This is a genomic window from Streptomyces sp. NPDC001668 (assembly GCF_042893155.1).
Taxonomy (GTDB): Bacteria; Actinomycetota; Actinomycetes; order Streptomycetales; family Streptomycetaceae; genus Streptomyces.
This window is the reverse complement of record NZ_JBIAUQ010000005.1, coordinates 128,761-144,216: the sequence shown is the minus strand read 5'-3', so window position 1 is coordinate 144,216 and position 15,456 is coordinate 128,761. Positions and strand designations below refer to the sequence as shown.

At 72.7% G+C, this 15,456-nt stretch carries 13 protein-coding genes; 8 read left to right on the top strand and 5 right to left on the bottom strand.

Annotated elements, in window-relative coordinates; all coding sequences use genetic code 11:
• Positions 1 to 5: 5 nt before the first annotated feature.
• Together ACFYZ8_RS17245 and ACFYZ8_RS17240 are read left to right on the top strand one after the other, a co-directional pair.
• On the top strand, positions 6 to 2,021 hold the full coding sequence (locus ACFYZ8_RS17245) for an alpha-xylosidase (RefSeq protein ID WP_388530640.1): 2,016 nt from the start codon (positions 6 to 8) through the stop codon (positions 2,019 to 2,021).
• Positions 2,022 to 2,127: 106 nt separating this feature from the next.
• Positions 2,128 to 3,603 (top strand): glutamate--cysteine ligase, encoded by a 1,476-nt coding sequence (locus ACFYZ8_RS17240; RefSeq protein WP_388530643.1) that lies wholly within the window; start codon positions 2,128 to 2,130, stop codon positions 3,601 to 3,603.
• Here the strand turns inward: ACFYZ8_RS17240 and ACFYZ8_RS17235 are convergent, their stop codons facing one another.
• Positions 3,604 to 4,713 (bottom strand): Gfo/Idh/MocA family protein, encoded by a 1,110-nt coding sequence (locus ACFYZ8_RS17235; protein ID WP_388530645.1) that lies wholly within the window; start codon positions 4,711 to 4,713, stop codon positions 3,604 to 3,606.
• Positions 4,683 to 5,393, bottom strand: a complete 711-nt coding sequence (locus ACFYZ8_RS17230) for a ThuA domain-containing protein (protein WP_388530648.1) — start codon at positions 5,391 to 5,393, stop codon at positions 4,683 to 4,685. Before ACFYZ8_RS17230 ends, ACFYZ8_RS17235 begins: the two co-directional genes overlap by 31 nt.
• A gap of 218 nt (positions 5,394 to 5,611) precedes the next feature.
• On the opposite strand from ACFYZ8_RS17230, the gene ACFYZ8_RS17225 reads away from it, so the two are divergent.
• Positions 5,612 to 6,754: a S1 family peptidase gene (locus tag ACFYZ8_RS17225; RefSeq protein ID WP_388530651.1), complete on the top strand. Its 1,143-nt coding sequence runs from the start codon at positions 5,612 to 5,614 to the stop codon at positions 6,752 to 6,754.
• Positions 6,755 to 6,826: 72 nt separating this feature from the next.
• Here ACFYZ8_RS17225 and ACFYZ8_RS17220 read toward each other — a convergent pair whose 3' ends face one another.
• Positions 6,827 to 7,195 carry a hypothetical protein gene (locus tag ACFYZ8_RS17220; protein WP_388530654.1) on the bottom strand — a complete coding sequence of 123 codons (369 nt, stop codon included), beginning with the start codon at positions 7,193 to 7,195 and terminating at the stop codon, positions 6,827 to 6,829.
• A gap of 222 nt (positions 7,196 to 7,417) precedes the next feature.
• On the opposite strand from ACFYZ8_RS17220, the gene ACFYZ8_RS17215 reads away from it, so the two are divergent.
• The 4 genes from ACFYZ8_RS17215 to ACFYZ8_RS17200 all read left to right on the top strand — a co-directional run bounded on the left by ACFYZ8_RS17215 (position 7,418) and on the right by ACFYZ8_RS17200 (position 13,178).
• Positions 7,418 to 10,075: a tetratricopeptide repeat protein gene (locus ACFYZ8_RS17215; protein WP_388530656.1), complete on the top strand. Its 2,658-nt coding sequence runs from the start codon at positions 7,418 to 7,420 to the stop codon at positions 10,073 to 10,075.
• On the top strand, positions 9,979 to 11,196 hold the full coding sequence (locus ACFYZ8_RS17210) for a hypothetical protein (protein ID WP_359028381.1): 1,218 nt from the start codon (positions 9,979 to 9,981) through the stop codon (positions 11,194 to 11,196). The genes ACFYZ8_RS17215 and ACFYZ8_RS17210 overlap by 97 nt, the downstream gene beginning before the upstream one ends.
• Entirely contained in the window at positions 11,193 to 12,458 is a 1,266-nt protein-coding gene (locus ACFYZ8_RS17205) for an extracellular solute-binding protein (protein WP_388530659.1), read from the top strand. The genes ACFYZ8_RS17210 and ACFYZ8_RS17205 overlap by 4 nt, the downstream gene beginning before the upstream one ends.
• Before the next feature lie 72 nt (positions 12,459 to 12,530).
• Positions 12,531 to 13,178: a DUF6629 family protein gene (locus tag ACFYZ8_RS17200; protein WP_388530662.1), complete on the top strand. Its 648-nt coding sequence runs from the start codon at positions 12,531 to 12,533 to the stop codon at positions 13,176 to 13,178.
• 74 nt (positions 13,179 to 13,252) lie between these two features.
• Here the strand turns inward: ACFYZ8_RS17200 and ACFYZ8_RS17195 are convergent, their stop codons facing one another.
• Complete coding sequence (locus tag ACFYZ8_RS17195) at positions 13,253 to 14,284, bottom strand: LacI family DNA-binding transcriptional regulator (protein WP_359028384.1); 1,032 nt, start codon at positions 14,282 to 14,284, stop codon at positions 13,253 to 13,255.
• A 108-nt stretch (positions 14,285 to 14,392) separates the two neighbouring features.
• Between ACFYZ8_RS17195 and ACFYZ8_RS17190 the strand changes: the two genes are divergently transcribed.
• Positions 14,393 to 14,611, top strand: coding sequence for a hypothetical protein (locus ACFYZ8_RS17190; protein ID WP_388530665.1), 219 nt, complete (start codon positions 14,393 to 14,395; stop codon positions 14,609 to 14,611).
• A 261-nt stretch (positions 14,612 to 14,872) separates the two neighbouring features.
• Here ACFYZ8_RS17190 and ACFYZ8_RS17185 read toward each other — a convergent pair whose 3' ends face one another.
• Positions 14,873 to 15,436, bottom strand: coding sequence for a TetR/AcrR family transcriptional regulator (locus tag ACFYZ8_RS17185; protein ID WP_329900747.1), 564 nt, complete (start codon positions 15,434 to 15,436; stop codon positions 14,873 to 14,875).
• Positions 15,437 to 15,456 lie beyond the last annotated feature (20 nt).

Sequence of the window (15,456 nt, the reverse complement as noted above, 5' to 3'; positions counted from 1 at the left end):
ACGCCATGCATCCCCGTGACGGCACACCCTGGGTGGCACCGCCTCCCGCCCTGGTCCCGGTCCTGCTGGACCCCCTGGCCGGTGCGTCGGTCGCCTCGGCGGGCGAGGACGGCGTGACCCTCGCCGTCCGCACGGCGGCCGGACGCACGGGCACGCTCCGGCTGCGTCCCGCGACGGGCAACTGCCTGCGGGTCACCCTGCGCCTTGACGGCGTACCCACGGCACCGCGGGCGTCCGTCGTCACCGCGCCGACGGACACCCGCTGCACGGTCGAGGCATCACCGGACGCTGTGACTCTGCGGCTGGAGTCACTCTGTCTCGAGGTCCGTCTGACGCCCCTCACCATGGAGGTGACGGACCGTCACCTCCGGCAGGCGACCGACGTGAGCGACCCCGGCGACCGCACGACCGTCCTGCCGCTCGGCGTCACCGAGCTCGCCGACGGCCAACTGGCCTACCACGACAGCTGGTTCACCGATCCGGACGAGCACTTCTACGGCCTCGGCGAGCGCTTCACCGGCCCGGACCTGCGCGGACAGCGCGTGGCCTGCTGGGTGGAGGACGCCCAGGGCTCCACCGGCACCCGCTCCTACAAGGCCGTTCCGTTCTTGCTCTCCAGCCGGGGCTACGCCGTCCTCGTGGACACCACCGCCGCCGCCTGCTTCGACCTCGCCCACAGCAACACCGGCGCCTGGTCGCTGACCGTCCCCGACGAGGAACTCGACTACTACCTGATCACCGGAACCCCCACCGAGTGCCTGCGCACCTACCGCGACCTGACCGGACCCGCCCTGCTGCCCCCGGAGTGGGCCTTCGGCCCCTGGATCTCCGGCGGCTTCCGCCACGACAGCGCGGACGAGGTGCGCGAGCGGGCTCGCCGTATCCGCGAACTCGGCTTCCCCTGCGACGTGTTGCACATCGACACCTACTGGCAGCGGCCCGGCTGCTGGTCGGACATGGAGTGGGACAGCGAGGCGTTCCCGGACCCGCGCGGGCTCATGAGCGACCTGGCCGCACAGGGCTTCCACGTCTCGCTCTGGATGAACCCGTACCTCAGCGTCGACAGCCCCCACTTCACCGAGGCCGACCGCAACGGCTGGCTCCTGCACACCACTTCGGGCGGCACCTGGATCGGACAGGTCTGGGGCGGCGCGCACCCGGACTCGGCCGTCCTCGACCTGACCCACCCGGGCGCCGCCGACTGGTTCCGCGGCCGGGTCCGCCAGGTGCTGGCCACCGGCGTCTCGGTCCTGAAGACCGACTTCGGCGAGGCGGTCCCCGTGGCGGCGGTGGCGTACGACGGCATGACCGGCGACCGGCTGCACAACCTCTACCCCCTCCTCTACAACGACCTCGTCGCCGAGGCCACCCGGGAGACCGCGGGCCACGGCCTCACCTGGGGCCGCTCCACCTGGACCGGCGGCCAGCGCCACGGCGCCAAGTGGACCGGCGACCCCAACGCGAGCTGGCAGGATCTGGCCTCCACCCTGCGCGCGGGCCTGTCCCTCTCCTTCTCCGGTCACCCCTTCTGGAGCCACGACATCGGCGGCTTCCACGGCACACCGGACCCCGAACTCTTCGTCCGCTGGGCCCAGTTCGGACTGCTGTCACCGCTCAGCAGGTTCCACGGCATGACGTCCCGGCTGCCCTGGGACTTCGGCGAGGAGGCCTACGCGGCCGTCCTGCGCGCGGCCCGGCTGCGCACGAGTCTGCTGCCGTACGTCCACCGGGCCGCCGCCGACGCGGTCCGCACCGGCGAACCGCTCGCCCGCCCCATGGCCCTGGACCACCCCGACCGTCCCGACGCCCACGCGGCCGACCTCCAGTACCTGCTCGGGCCGGATCTGCTGGTCGCCCCGCTGTACGCGCCGGGAGGACGGCGTCAGGTGTGGTTCCCGCCGGGGGAGTGGCTGCCGTACGCGGGCTCCGGAGGGCCGATCACCGGCCCCGCCTGGCGTCGGGTCCGCATCCCCCTGTCCGCCGCCCCCCTCTGGCTGCGAGCGGGAGGGCACGTTCTGTGAGCAGGGCGTCGCCCACCGCCCCCGTCGTGTGCGCCGACTGTCCGGGGCGCTCACGAGGTGGGACGCTGGGGAGGGCAGATCCGCCGAGGGGACTCGGGAGGGCCCGATGGGACGTGACGTGCCGGCCCTGGTGTTCACGCGGGAGGACCGCCGACGGTACCGGGACAAGATGCACACCTGCCTCGACGTCCTCGCGCAGATGCTGCGCGAGTCCGGCTTCGAGAGCGAACGGCCGCAGGTCGGGCTGGAGATCGAGCTCAACCTCGTGGGCGAGGACGGCCTCCCGGCCATGCGGAACACCGAGGTGCTCCAGGCGATCGCCGACCCCGCCTGGTCGACCGAGCTGGGCCGCTTCAACCTGGAGATCAACATCCCGCCCCGCCTGCTCCTGGCGGGCGGCCCCGGCTCCTGGGAGCAGGAGATCCGCGACGCCCTCAACCACGCCGAGGAACGCGCCGCGGCGGTCGGCGCGCACCTGATCATGGTGGGCATCCTGCCGACGCTGGGCGAGACGGACGTCGGCGAGACCGCCCTGTCCGGCGATCCGCGCTACCGGCTGCTCAACGAGCAGATCTTCGCGGCGCGCGGCGAGGACCTGCGGATCAAGGTGGACGGCGTGGACCGCCTCGCGATGTACGCCGACGCGATCACCCCCGAGGCCGCCTGCACCAGCACCCAGTTCCATCTCCAGGTCGCGCCGAAGGAGTTCGCGGACTACTGGAACGCGGCCCAGGCCGTCGCGGGCGTGCAGATCGCGCTGGCGGCCAACTCGCCGTTCCTCTTCGGCAGGGAGCTGTGGCGCGAGACCCGCATCCCCCTCTTCGAGCAGGCCACCGACACCCGGCCCCAGGAGATCAAGGCACAGGGCGTACGGCCCCGGGTGTGGTTCGGAGAGCGGTGGATCACCAGCGTCTTCGACCTGTTCGAGGAGAACGTGCGCTATTTCCCCGCACTCCTGCCGATCTGCGACGACGAGGACCCGCAGGAGGCGCTCGACGGCGGAGGGGTCCCGGAACTCGGCGAGTTGACCCTGCACAACGGCACCATCTACCGCTGGAACCGCCCGATCTACGCGGTCACCGACAGCGGCCCGCACCTGCGCATCGAGAACCGGGTACTGCCCGCCGGGCCCACCGTGGCCGACATCATCGCCAACGGCGCCTTCTACTACGGCCTGACGCGCGCCCTGGTCGACGAGGACCGGCCGGTGTGGACGCGGATGTCCTTCTCGGTCGCCGAGGAGAACCTGCACACCGCCGCCCGTGACGGCATCGACGCCCGCCTGTACTGGCCGGGGGTGGGCGAAGTGCCGGTCACGGAACTGGTGTTGCGGCGGCTGCTGCCCCTCGCCCACCGGGGGCTGGAGCTGGCCGGCATGGACGCGGAGTGGCGGGAGCCGCTGCTCGGGGTCATCGAGCAGCGGTGTGTCACCTCCCGCAACGGCGCCCTGTGGCAGGCGGAGACGGTCCACCACCTGGAGAAGGCGGGCTGTGACCGCCAGGAGGCGCTGCGGCGGATGACGACGACGTACATGGACTACATGCACCTCAACGCGCCCGCGCACACCTGGCCCGTGGACTGATCACCGCCACCCGTCCGAAGACGTCAACGGCACCGGCTCGGGCCGCTCCACCGACGTCGACAGCTCGATCCGCCGTCCCTCGGCCGACGAGCGGAGCAGGGCGGTCATCGTCTCCAGTACGTGCAGGGCGAGTTCACCGCTCGCCCGCGGTGCCCGCTGCCCGTCGGCGGCGGCGGAGACGAAGTCGACCAGTCCCACTCCCCGGGTGGCGTCGAGGTAGCCCGCGGACGGCGGGAGCGTGCGCCACCCCTTCTCGTCGGCGCCGAGTCCGAGGAGCCGTACCTCGCCGTCGAAGTGGTTCGGGTCCGGGACCGTGAGGGTGCCTGCGTCGCCGTGCACCTCGATCGGCGCGGCCGTGGTCGCCACTCCGTCGAAGCTCGTCGTGATCGTCGTCAGGGTCCCGCCCTCGTGTTCGAGGACCCCGGAGACATGGCTGTCCACCTCGACCGGGATCCGCTCGCCCGCGCGCGGGCCGGACCCGATGACCCGCTCGGTACGGAGCCGGCTGGACGCCCCGATCACGGCACGCACCGGACCCAGCAGATGCACCAGGGCGGACAGGTAGTACGGCCCCATGTCCAGCAGGGGGCCGCCGCCGGCGGTGTAGTAGAAGTCGGGGTGGGGGTGCCATCGTTCGTGGCCCGGGGTGACCATGACGGCCGAGGCGAACATCGGGCGGCCCACCGCCCCGGCCTCCACCGCCGCCCGTGCCGTCTGGACGCCGGTGCCCAGGACCGTGTCCGGCGCGCAGCCCACCCCGACCGCCGCCTTGGCCGCGGCCTCCAGGACGGCGTGGGCGTCGGGGAGTTCGGCGGTCAGCGGTTTCTCGCCGTAGACGTTCTTGCCGTGGGCGACGGCGCCGAGGGCGATCTCGGCGTGCGCCGCGGGGACGGTGAGGTTGAGCACCGTGTCGACGTCCGGGCTGCTCAGCAGTTCCTCGACGGACAGGGCCCGCACGCCGGGCAGTTCGGCGGCGACGGCGGACGCACGGGAGGCGTCCAGGTCGGCGACCGCGGTGACGCGCACGGTGGAGTGGCCGGCGAGCGTGTCCAGGTAGGCGCGGGAGATGACGCCGAGACCTACGACGCCGATGCGGTGCGCGTCGCCCACAGCATGCCCCTCTCTATGACGGTACGGACGTTCGGGTTCTCCAGTACGTCGACGCTGTGCCCCGGGGTCGTCACCACGACCCGTCCGGCGCCCCACCGGCGGGTCCAGATCGCCGGTGAGGTGACCGGGCGGTGCCAGGGCTGCCACGGCTGGGCGGGGTGAGTGGTGGTGGCGAGGACGTCGATCAGGTCGTCGTGCAGCACCCAGTACTGCTCGGTGTGCAGCTCGAAGTCGTCGAGGCCCGCGGTGACGGGGTGTTCGCGACCGAGATCGGTGAGGTTGACGGTGTGGGGCAGGAAGTTGTCGTCCTCGCCGCCCCGCCGCTCGCACGGTTCCTTGCCCGGGTGGGTCGCGAACTGGCCGCCCACCAGGTGGAGATAGTCGGAGGAGGCCCGGAACGAGTCGGCGATCCCGCCGTGCCAGCCGGTGAGACCGGTACCGGCCACCACGGCCGCGCTCAGCCCCGACAGCTGTTCGGAGGTGATCTCCGACATCGTCACGCACTGCACGACGAGGTCGGTGGCGGCCATCTCGGCGGTGTCGGCGTAGACCTCGGTCGACGACTCGATCCGGATGTCGTAGCCGTTGTCCTCCAGGAAGGGCAGGAACAGCTCCGTGGCCTTGACCGGCTGGTGTCCCTCCCAGCCACCTCGGACCACCAGGGCTTTCTTCCGTGTCATCTCGTTCCTTCGTGAGGCGGGAAAGGGCTCCTGGTCAAGATCCCCCGGACGGGCCCCACACATCCACGTTTCCATGGGCCGGATTCCGACAACCTCGCTATTGGTATGGACCTGTCAAGGCTGAGCGGCTAGGCTCTGCCGGGCCACACCACTGAGAGCGCTCTCAGAGAACTCTGCTGTTCCACCCCACACCGTTGGAACGACGAAGGGCAATCTCCATGAGACGCACCGCGATCACGCGCGCGGCCCTGGCCGTGCTGCTCCTGCTCGGCGCCGGAGCGACCGCGAGCACGGTCCCCGCCACCGCCGACGAGACGCAGCCCGCCTCCGCCGGACTCCTCGCGGCGATGCAGCGGGACTTCCACCTCACGCAGGCCGAAGCCGAGGCCAGGCTCGCCGCCGAGCAGCGGGCCACCGCCCTGGAGCCCAAGGTCCGCCGGACGGCGGGCACTTCGTACGGCGGCTCCTGGTTCGACGCCGGCCAGGGCACGCTGACCGTCGCGGTCATACCGGACACCTCCGCCGCGACCGTCCACCGGATACGCGCCACCGGAGCCACGGTACGCACTGTCGCCCACAGCGCCCGCGAACTCTCCGCCACCCAGGCTCGGCTCGACAGGCTCCCCGCACCGGACGCCGTCAGCAGCTGGCACGTCGACCCGAAGGCCGGAGCGGTGGTGGTGAACATCGTCCACGGCCGACAGCGTGACAACGATGTCCGGGAGTTCCTCGCCCGCGCCCGGAAGGCGGGTCCCGTCACCGTGCGGGAAGTGGCGGCCGCGCCGACCACCTTCGCCGCCGGAACCGTCGGCGGAGACCCCTACTACACCGGCAACGTCCGCTGTTCCATCGGCTTCTCGGTCTACGGCGGCTTCGTCACCGCAGGCCACTGCGACCAGCACGCCGGCAGCGTCTACGGCTGGGACCGCAGCTACGTCGGCACCTTCCAGGGCTCGTCCTTCCCGGACAACGACTACGCCTGGGTCAACGTGGGCAGCGGCTGGTGGACCGTCCCGGTCGTGCTCGGCTGGGGCACCGTCTCCGACCAGCTCGTGCGCGGCTCCAACGTGGCACCCGTCGGCTCCTCCGTCTGCCGCTCGGGCTCGACCACCCACTGGCACTGCGGCACGGTCCTCGCCATGAACGAGACCGTCAACTACAGCCAGGGCGCGGTCCACCAGATGACCAAGACCAGCGTCTGCGCCGAACCCGGCGACTCCGGCGGCTCGTTCATCAGCGGCGACCAGGCCCAGGGCGTCACCTCCGGAGGCTGGGGCAACTGCTCCAGCGGCGGCGAGACGTGGTTCCAGCCGGTCAACGAGATCCTCAACCGGTACGGGCTGACCCTGCACACGGCCTGAGCATCGACCGGGTGGGCCCGGCCCGTGCGAACTTCAGGCCGGGCCCACACCGGGCCGACCCGCGCGCCCGGCTCATGTGATGTCGGCCACCGAGAAGGTTCCCGGGCCGCTGACCCCGTACAGCACGTTCCTCACCAGCTGCGTCTTCCCGCTGCCGAGATCCTGCAAGAAGAAGGCGGCGGACACGCCGGGGCCGTTCTCCCAGCGCGCGTAGAACGCCGTGCCGTCGTGGACGGTGGTCAGCCACAGGTCGCCCTTCGGCGCCTCGACACGGCGCAGGGTCCTGCCGGTTCGCGCGTCGATGCGGGCGACCGCCGCCGCCCCCGTGCCGCCCAGCAGGGCCACGACGGCGACGGCCGCCCGCAGTTTCCGCCGGCGACGCCTGCGCGGGACCGGCCCGGCGTCGCCGAGCGCCGAGGTCTCCATCCGCGTTGTCGGCATCTCTGGGGCGCGGGACGGTTCTTCGGCCGGATTCCCTTCGGAAAGCTCCTCGGGGAGCCCCGCCAGTAGTTCCCCGAGCCGGGGCTCGCCGTGCACGGTGTGGTACGCGGCCAGACAGGCGTTCTCCGCCGCGGCTGAACTGTTCCGGCCTCGTCGTCCGGTCGAACTCTCGGGGGGAACGCAAGGGGTCGATCCCGGCACCTGCCTCTATCCTGTGGAGGCATGGAGGGGGCTCGGGGCGGGAGTGCGTTCGGTGAAGTACCGGAATCCGAGGGGTCGTTCGGTCCGTTTGTCGTCGCCGGGCCGCCGATGTATCTGAGGGCCGCGCATGTCGACCTTCCCGCGGAGAATCCCGACCCGACCGTGCTGCCCACGATCACCCTGCTGGGCCGCGGCTGGGGGCCCGGCGGCGATCCCGGGGAACTGCCGCTGCCGCCCGGGCAGTTGCTCGCGGGACAGTACCGGCTGATCCGGCCGCTCGGCTACGGCGGCATGGGCGAGGTCTATCTCGCGCTCGACACCAAGGTCGACGACCGCGAGGTCGCCATCAAGATCCTGCACCCGGAGCAGGCGGCCGCCGCGGTGGGGGCCCTCGCCCGGGAGCGGCGGGCCCTGGTCGACCTCCGCCACGACGACATCATCCGGGTCTTCAACTACGGCCATCACCCCGAGGTCGGCGACTTCCTCGTCCTGCAGTACGTGGACGGGCTCACCCTGGAGGAGGTGCGGGCACGGGCGAAACTGAACCCGGCGGAGTTCGGCGACCACCGCTTCCACGAGTTCGTGCTCGCCTACGGGGTGCGGATCCTGTCCGCCCTCGCCCATCTGCACGCCGACCGGCCCGAAAAGGTCTACGGCGACCTGAAGCCGGACAACGTCATGCACGACGGCACCACGACGAAGATCATCGACGTGGGCAGCGTACGTCCGGCGGGGGCGCCGGGCATGACCACACCCGGCTTCAGCGCCCCCACCGTGGGTCCGAACGGCGAGTCCAGGCACCGGGACGACCTCTTCAGCCTGGGCGAGACACTGCGACGCCTGAGCGGACTCGGTACGTCCGCGGAGGATCTGGCCCGGCTGGGGGATCTGGGGACGCTGGGCGCGGTTGCGGTTGCGGTTGCGGGGGAGGGGGAGGCGGCCGGAGGTGGGGTGGGGGAGGACGCCGGGAGGGCGGCGGGGCCGGCCGCGGGCAGGGGCTCGGTCGCCGGCGAGGCGGCGGGTGTTGCGCCGGTACCAGGCGTCGCCCCGACGTCGGACGGTGAGGACAGCGCGGGGGCCGCTCCGGTGCCGGGTGCCGGTGGCTTGTCGGGGGTTGAGGAGGCGCCGGGCGGCGACCCGCCCCCCGGCGCACCGGAGTCCGCCCATGTGCCCGTCCCGCCAGAGGCACACGCCGTCGCCGGGGCGCCGAGCTCCGGAGTGGCGTCAGCGGCCGGAGACCGGACGGCCGTCCAAGCAGGACCGCCGGCCAAGGAATCGTGGGAGCCCGGCGATGCCACCGCCCCCGTTCCCCGGGGCCTCGGCCTGCTCTCGCTCGCCCGTGTCCTGCGTCGCGCGACCTTGAGCGAGCGCGCCGGGCGGTTCGCCGACGCGCGGGAGATGGAGCAGCAACTGCGGGGTGTGTTCCGCGAGTTGAGATCGCTGCGCACCGGCGCCGAGACCTTCGAACCCTCGCCGCTGTTCCTCCAGTCGCCCTACGCCCTCGACGGCGCCCTCGGCTCCGCGCCACCCCTCGCCCACTGGGCCGAACCCGACACACCGTCCCCGTTCGCCCCGCCCTCGCCCGCCGAGGTCTCCCAGCGCTTACCCGTCCCGCGCCCCGACCCCCACGACGCGCACCACGCCGAGCTGAGCAGGCTCGCCGACGCCGACCCGGAGGCCCTGCTCCAGCACATCGGCGACTGGCGGGACTCCACGGAGGTCCATCTCCTGCGCTGTCGGCTGCGGTTGCGGAACCCGGCCGACGGACCGGACGCCGCCGCACGCGAACTGCGGGCAGCCGAGGCACGGATCGGCCCCCGACGTGCCCCGTACGACTGGCGGCTGGACTGGCACCACGGGCTCCTCGCCCTGGCCCGGGACGAAGTGGACGCCGCCTGGCGGTACTTCGACCGGGTGTACGCGGCGATCCCCGGCGAGTACGCGCCCAAGCTGGCCCTCGGCCACTGCGCGGAGCGCCTCGGACGCCGGCACGAGGCCCTGACCCTCTACGAGGCGGTCCGGCTGCGCAACCCGTCCCTCGGCAGCGCCGCCTTCGGCGCCGCCCGGGCCCGCCTCGCGCTGGACGGGGAGAGGGCGCGCGAGGAGGCCGTACGCGAACTGGACGCCGTACCACAGCACTCGCGGCACCGGACCGCCGCGCGTACCGCGGCCGTGCGGATCGGGATCGAGTACGTGCGCAGGGCCGGACGGGACGACGAGGTGCCCGGGCGGCTGGGTGAGGCGGTGGGGCGGCTCGCTCTGCTCTTCCACGCGCACGGCCTGACCGACGAGGAGGCCAGGGTCAGGATGACCGTAGAGGTCTGGGAGGCCGTCCAGGGCGCCCTCGACCGCGGTGCCCTGGACGCTGCGGGCCTCGCGGTCCTGTCCGCCGGCGCGGACCCCCGGCTCGGCCTCCCGCCCGACGAACACGGCCTGCGCGAGGACCTGTCCCGCCGCTATCTCACCCTCGCCCACCAGGCCGCCCGCTCCGTCGCCCCCGAGGACGCGGCCGTGGCCGAAATCCTCCTGGACCGCGCCTACGAGGTCCGCCCGCTCGCCTTCCGACACCACAGGGACAGCCCATGGCTCGGCAAGAGAGTCGCCGACTGGTTCCGGACGGCCGCCCACGCGCCGTCGCGCAGGACGCCCTCCGCCTCACGCGGGCCGTCACCGCCGTAACCGCCGAACTCGCCCGCCGGGTCCACCGCTACGCCTGGCCCGCCACCGCCGGCCACCGCAACCGCGCCTACCTGCGGGACCGGCTGGTCGCCCTGCCGCTGCTCGCCGTGGTCGCGTTCGGGGCGCTCGGCTGGGCCTACGCGGGCGTGCGCGGCGACTCCGCGTACATCCGGGACCGCGCGGCGCCCGCGCTGGTCGACCTCGCGGACGCCCGCGTCTCGCTGCTCATCGCGCAGGGCGTGGCCGAACGGAACCTCGCCGAGGGGCGGGCGGCAGAGCTCAGCGGGCTCAGCGAGCGGTACCGGACCCGCGTCGCCCGCGCCACACAGAGCCTGAACCAGGTCACCCGCAGCGGAGCCCTCACCGTCGGCGAGGAACAGGAGCTGCGGGTGGTGTCCGCGCTGGTCGTCGACTACACCGGCTGGATCGGCCGGGCCCAGGGCCACGCCACCGACCCGGTCCTGCGCGACGCCGAACTCACGTACGCGCGCAGCATGCTCTGCTCCCGGCCCGTCGCGGCGACCGGACAGAACCCCTATCCGGCCTGCCCGGCCGCCACCGGCTCCGCCGCCACCTCGATCGTCGACCGGGTGACCGGCCTGGAGGCGGGACTGCGCGACCGGCTCGCCGACCGGGCCGCCTGGGGCGCGGACACGATCGCCGCGGCGGTGATCGCCGCGCTGGCCTTCGCCCTGCTCGGCGCCGGGCTGTGGCGCACGGCGTCCTTCCTGCACCGCCGCTTCCGGATCCGGCTGAGCATCCCCCTCGCGGCCGCCGCCCTGCCGCTGCTCGCCGTTCCGTTTCTGACCGTCGACGCGCTGCTCGCCCTGGACGCCCAGCACGAGAGCGTCCCCGTCGCGGAGGCGCTGGCCGAGCGGACCTCGCCGAAGACGGAGACGGTCGCCGAGGAGAGCCCCTTCGCCGGACCGGAGCCGCAGGCCATCGAGACGCTCGGGGCCCGGATCGACGAGAACCTGGCGGACGGGCGGCTCGCCTTCCTCGACGGCCTCGCCCCGTTCGTGTTCCCCGCGGGCCTCGCCGCCGCGGCCGTGATCGCCGGGACCCTGCACGCCTACCGCCGTGAGTACCTCGTCGTAGCCCGCCCGGGAGCCGTCGCATGAGCCGTCTGCTGCGTGTCCTCCTCGTGGTGTGCCTGCTCGCCCTGGTCCCCGGCTGCGGGTCCGACACCCGCGACCCGCTGGTCGTCCTCGGCCCCTGGACCGGGGAGGAGGGCAGGGCCTTCGAAGCCCTCCTCGACACACTGGACGACGGGACCGGACGGACGTACACCTACGAGGGCACCCGCTCGCTCCGCGAGACGCTCGTCTCACAGCTGGAGGCCGACGACCCGCCGGACGTGGCGGTCCTCAACAGCATCGGGGAACTCACCGAGTACGCCCGCCGCGACAAGCTGAAGCCGCTCGCCCCGGAGACCGCACAGCGTGCCATCCCGCCCTGGGTGCCGGCTCTGATCGTGGACAACAAACTGCGCCCGTACTGGGTGCCTCTGAAGGCCGATCTCAAGAGCCTGGTGTGGAGCAAACGGGACGCGGCCGGCAAGAAGCCCACCTGGTGCGTGGGGCTCGCCTCCCAGGCCACCTCCGGCTGGCCCGGCACCGACTGGATCGAGGACCTCGTGCTCCACCAGGCCGGCCCCACCCTCTACGACGAGTGGGCCAGGGGCCGCCTCGACTGGCGCGACCCGGCCGTCGAACACGCCTGGACCACCTGGGCGAAGCTGCTCGGCAAGCGCTCCCCGGCCTCGGTGGAACGGTCCCTGACCACGTCGTTCGAGGGCGTGCCCGGAGCCGACGGACAGCCGCGCGGCCTGCTGGACTCACCCGGCTTCGACTGCACCCACGAGCACCAGAGCGCCTTCATCCGGTACGTCTACGCCAGCGACGACGTGACCGTGGAGCCGGCGGCCCGCTATCTGGACGGGCAGCCCGCATACCGGGATGTCTTCGAGGTCGCGGGTGACATGGCCGCCGTCTTCAGTGACGACCCGGACGCCCAGGAACTCGTGGACCGGCTGTCGAGCACGGCCGGGCGGAAACGCTGGTGGGCAAAGGCCGATCCCGCGGTACGGCCGCTGTTCCCCGACACGGCCGGGCTGTCGCCGCCCGCCTCCGCGACCCCGGTCGAGCGGGAGATCGACTCCCTGCTCACCTCTCGCGCCCGCGTCCTGTGCTTCGACGCCTCCGACGTGATGGCGCCCGAACTGCGGGACGCCTTCCACCGAGCGGTGCTGGAGTTCTTCCGCGACTCGACCCAGCGGCAACTCCACTCATTGCTCCAGCAGTTGGAGACCGTACGGGTCCAGGTGAACAGGGATTCCGGCACCGACCGCACGTTCCGGCCACCGCAGCACATCTGTGAGTGAGAGTTCCGTGCCGGTCCCGTCCCCGTCGTGGCGGAGTACGCGGTCGTCGGCCCGGCCTGACATGGTGGTGTCATGTGCTGGAGCGCGACAGCGGATCTCGTGGCGGGGGCGGGCATCGCGTCCGTCGGGGCGGCCTGTCTGATCCGGACCCGCAAGGCCAGGGACCTGCCCCTCGCCGCGCTGCCCCTGCTGCTCGGTGCCCACCAACTGGTCGAGGCCCACGTCTGGCACACCGGCGGAGGAACCGGCGCGGCCACCGTCGCCTGGGCCGTCATCGCCCTGCCGGTGCTCGCGCTGTGGGTGCCGGTGGGCGTGTGGTGGGCGGTCCCGGAATCCGCCAGATCCCGGGTGACCCCCTTCGTGGTGGTGGGCGCGCTGACCGCCGCCTTCCTCGCCCACGGCCTCGCCACCCGCCCCGTACGGGCCGAGATCCGCGGCCACACCATGGCCTACATCATCGGACTGCCCCGGGCTGAACTGCTCGTCGCAGGCTACCTGATCGCCACGGTCGGCGCGCTGCTGCTCTGCGGCGACCGTTGGCTCACGGCGCTCGGAGTGCTGGCGGGGGCGGGTGCCCTGGTGTGCTGGCTGCTGTGGCGGCTGGAGTTCGTGTCGACCTGGTGCGCGTTGGCGGCGGTCTGCTCGGTGGTGCTGTACGGATGGGTGCGCAGGCGTCCCGCCACGAGGCCGGCCCTTGCGGCGTGGGGCGCCTCGCGCTGATCAGTGCGCCACCCACTGAGGGGGCGTGCCGGCACCGTCCGTCTCCGCTGAACTTCCGTGCGCGCAAGGGACGTTCAGGCGGGCGGCCGCCCCGAGCTCTCCCGGACCACCAGCTCCGGCACCGAGACCGGGTGCGGGGCGATCGGCGCGGACTCCTCCAGCACTCCGTGCAGCAGGGCGAACGCGGCCCGGCCGAGGCCCGTGAAGTCCAGGCGTACGGTCGTCAGGGAGGGCGTGAGATAGGCGGAGTGCGGGGCGTCGTCGAACCCGGCCACACTGACCTCGCCCGGCACCGACCGGCCGGCCTCGTGCAGCGCGCGGAGCACGCCGAGCGCGAGGTCGTCGTTGCCGCACAGGATCGCCGTGACGGCGGGGTCCTCGGCGAGTTCCAGGCCCGCCGCATGGCCGCCGGCGGGTCCCCAACTGCCCTGTACGGGACGGGGTTCGGGAGCGCCGGCCTCCTTCAGGGCGCGCCGCCAGCCGGCGGTCCGGGCACTGGTGCGGCGGGTTCCGGAGGGGATGGCGACGTAGTGCACGGTTTCGTGGCCGAGCGACAGCAGATGCCGGGTCGCCTCGTAGGCGGCCTCGCGGTCGTCGGTCCACACCCAGGGCCGGTTGCCGGTGGGCGCGCTCGCCGGCGTCTCGACCACGCCGACGACCGGCAGGCCGGCCGGGACCGCCTCCAGGGCCCGGACTCCCGCCGGGTCGTAGGCGATCACGATCAGTCCGCCGCCCGCGTCGGCGGCGCGCTGCACCTCCACGGTGACGGCGGCCTCGTCGGCCGACTCCAGGACGCCCACGCCCACCGAGTAGGCTGCCGCACGGGCTGCCTCCTCGACACCCTGGAGGATCGAGGCGTAGCCGTAGTGCGTGGTGTTGGCGGTGAGCACGGTCACGGCCCTGCTGCGACCCCTGGCCAGGGCGAGCGCGGTGGCGTTGCGGCGGAAGCCCAGCTCGTCGATGGCGGCGAGCACCCTTTCCCGCGTCGACTGCTTGACGCTGGGGTGGCCGTTGATCACCCGGGAGACGGTCTGGTAGGAGACCCCGGCGGCCGCGGCGACATCGCGGATGCTTGCCGGACTGCGGGTGTGACCGGTCACATTCATTCCAGGATTGTGACCGGCGTGAAACCGGACGTCAAGAGAACGTAACGGTGAGCCACACGGGGGACGGTGGTGTGAGGCCGGGATCTACGTCGGGGGAGCGGCTTGCGGGTGCGACGGGACATCGAGGGCCTGAACGGCTGGACGCTCCATCGGCTACGCCACAGTGTCCTGACACGCGACGCTGAGGGCGGCACCTCCACCCCGATGCTGCCGGCCCGCTCCCGCCACGCATCCGTCCGCTCCCTGGAACGCTACGCCCGCCCCGGGGTCGACGCAGTCGCCCGACACGTCGCCGAACGCGACCCCGCCGCCCGCCGGAAGCGCTGACGCCTCCAAGATCAACTACTGGCGGCTTCTGGATCCACCTCGGTGATCCCCCTTGAGCGGCGCACCTCGGTGATCCCCCTTGAGCGGCGACGGCAGGAACACCTGACGAGCCGTTCGGGCGCTGTCGCGAGGCGGGGAACGAGCCGACCGTAGGCAACCATCCCGACGGTCCTCACCAAGGTCTGGGGTGCCACGACCGCCGCGGCCGCAGCCATGCCGTCCGGCACAGGCCGACGCCTCGCCGAACCGCCGGCGTATCGCTTAGCGGGGCCTGAGTCCGTCGACGACGACGTCCAGCATTCGGTTCAGCTGGGGGCGCTGCTCGGGTGCGCCGGCCACGGAGAGCAAACCGGCGAGGATGCCGCCTACCTCGACCGGGTCGATGTCGCTGCGCAGTTCTCCTGCTGTGGCGCCGGCCTCGAGCACCATCGCCAGGACCTGCTGGACCTCGTCGCAGACCGGTCCGGTGCCGAAGCGGCCGGAAGCGCTCATGGCGACCAGGGCCTCGCAGATGCCGCGTCGTTCACCGGCCCAGTCGGCGAATCGGAGCATCCACGCGTGGAGGGCCTGCGCGGGTGGCTCGGTGGCCAGCAGGGTGCGCGCATCTTCGCGCAAGGGCCGGATCTGGTCCCGGTAGACCTCTTCGACCAGATCCTCTCGGGTGGGGAAGTGCCGGTACAGGGTGGCGTTCCCCACTCCCGCGCGTTTGGCGATCGCGTCCAGCGAGATCGGGCGTCCGGAGGCGAAGGCTTCGGCAGCCGTGGCGATCAGCTGCTCGCGGTTGCGCTGCGCGTCGGCGCGCAGGGTGCTGCGGGGAGGTGTCATGACCTTCGCGATCGTGAGTG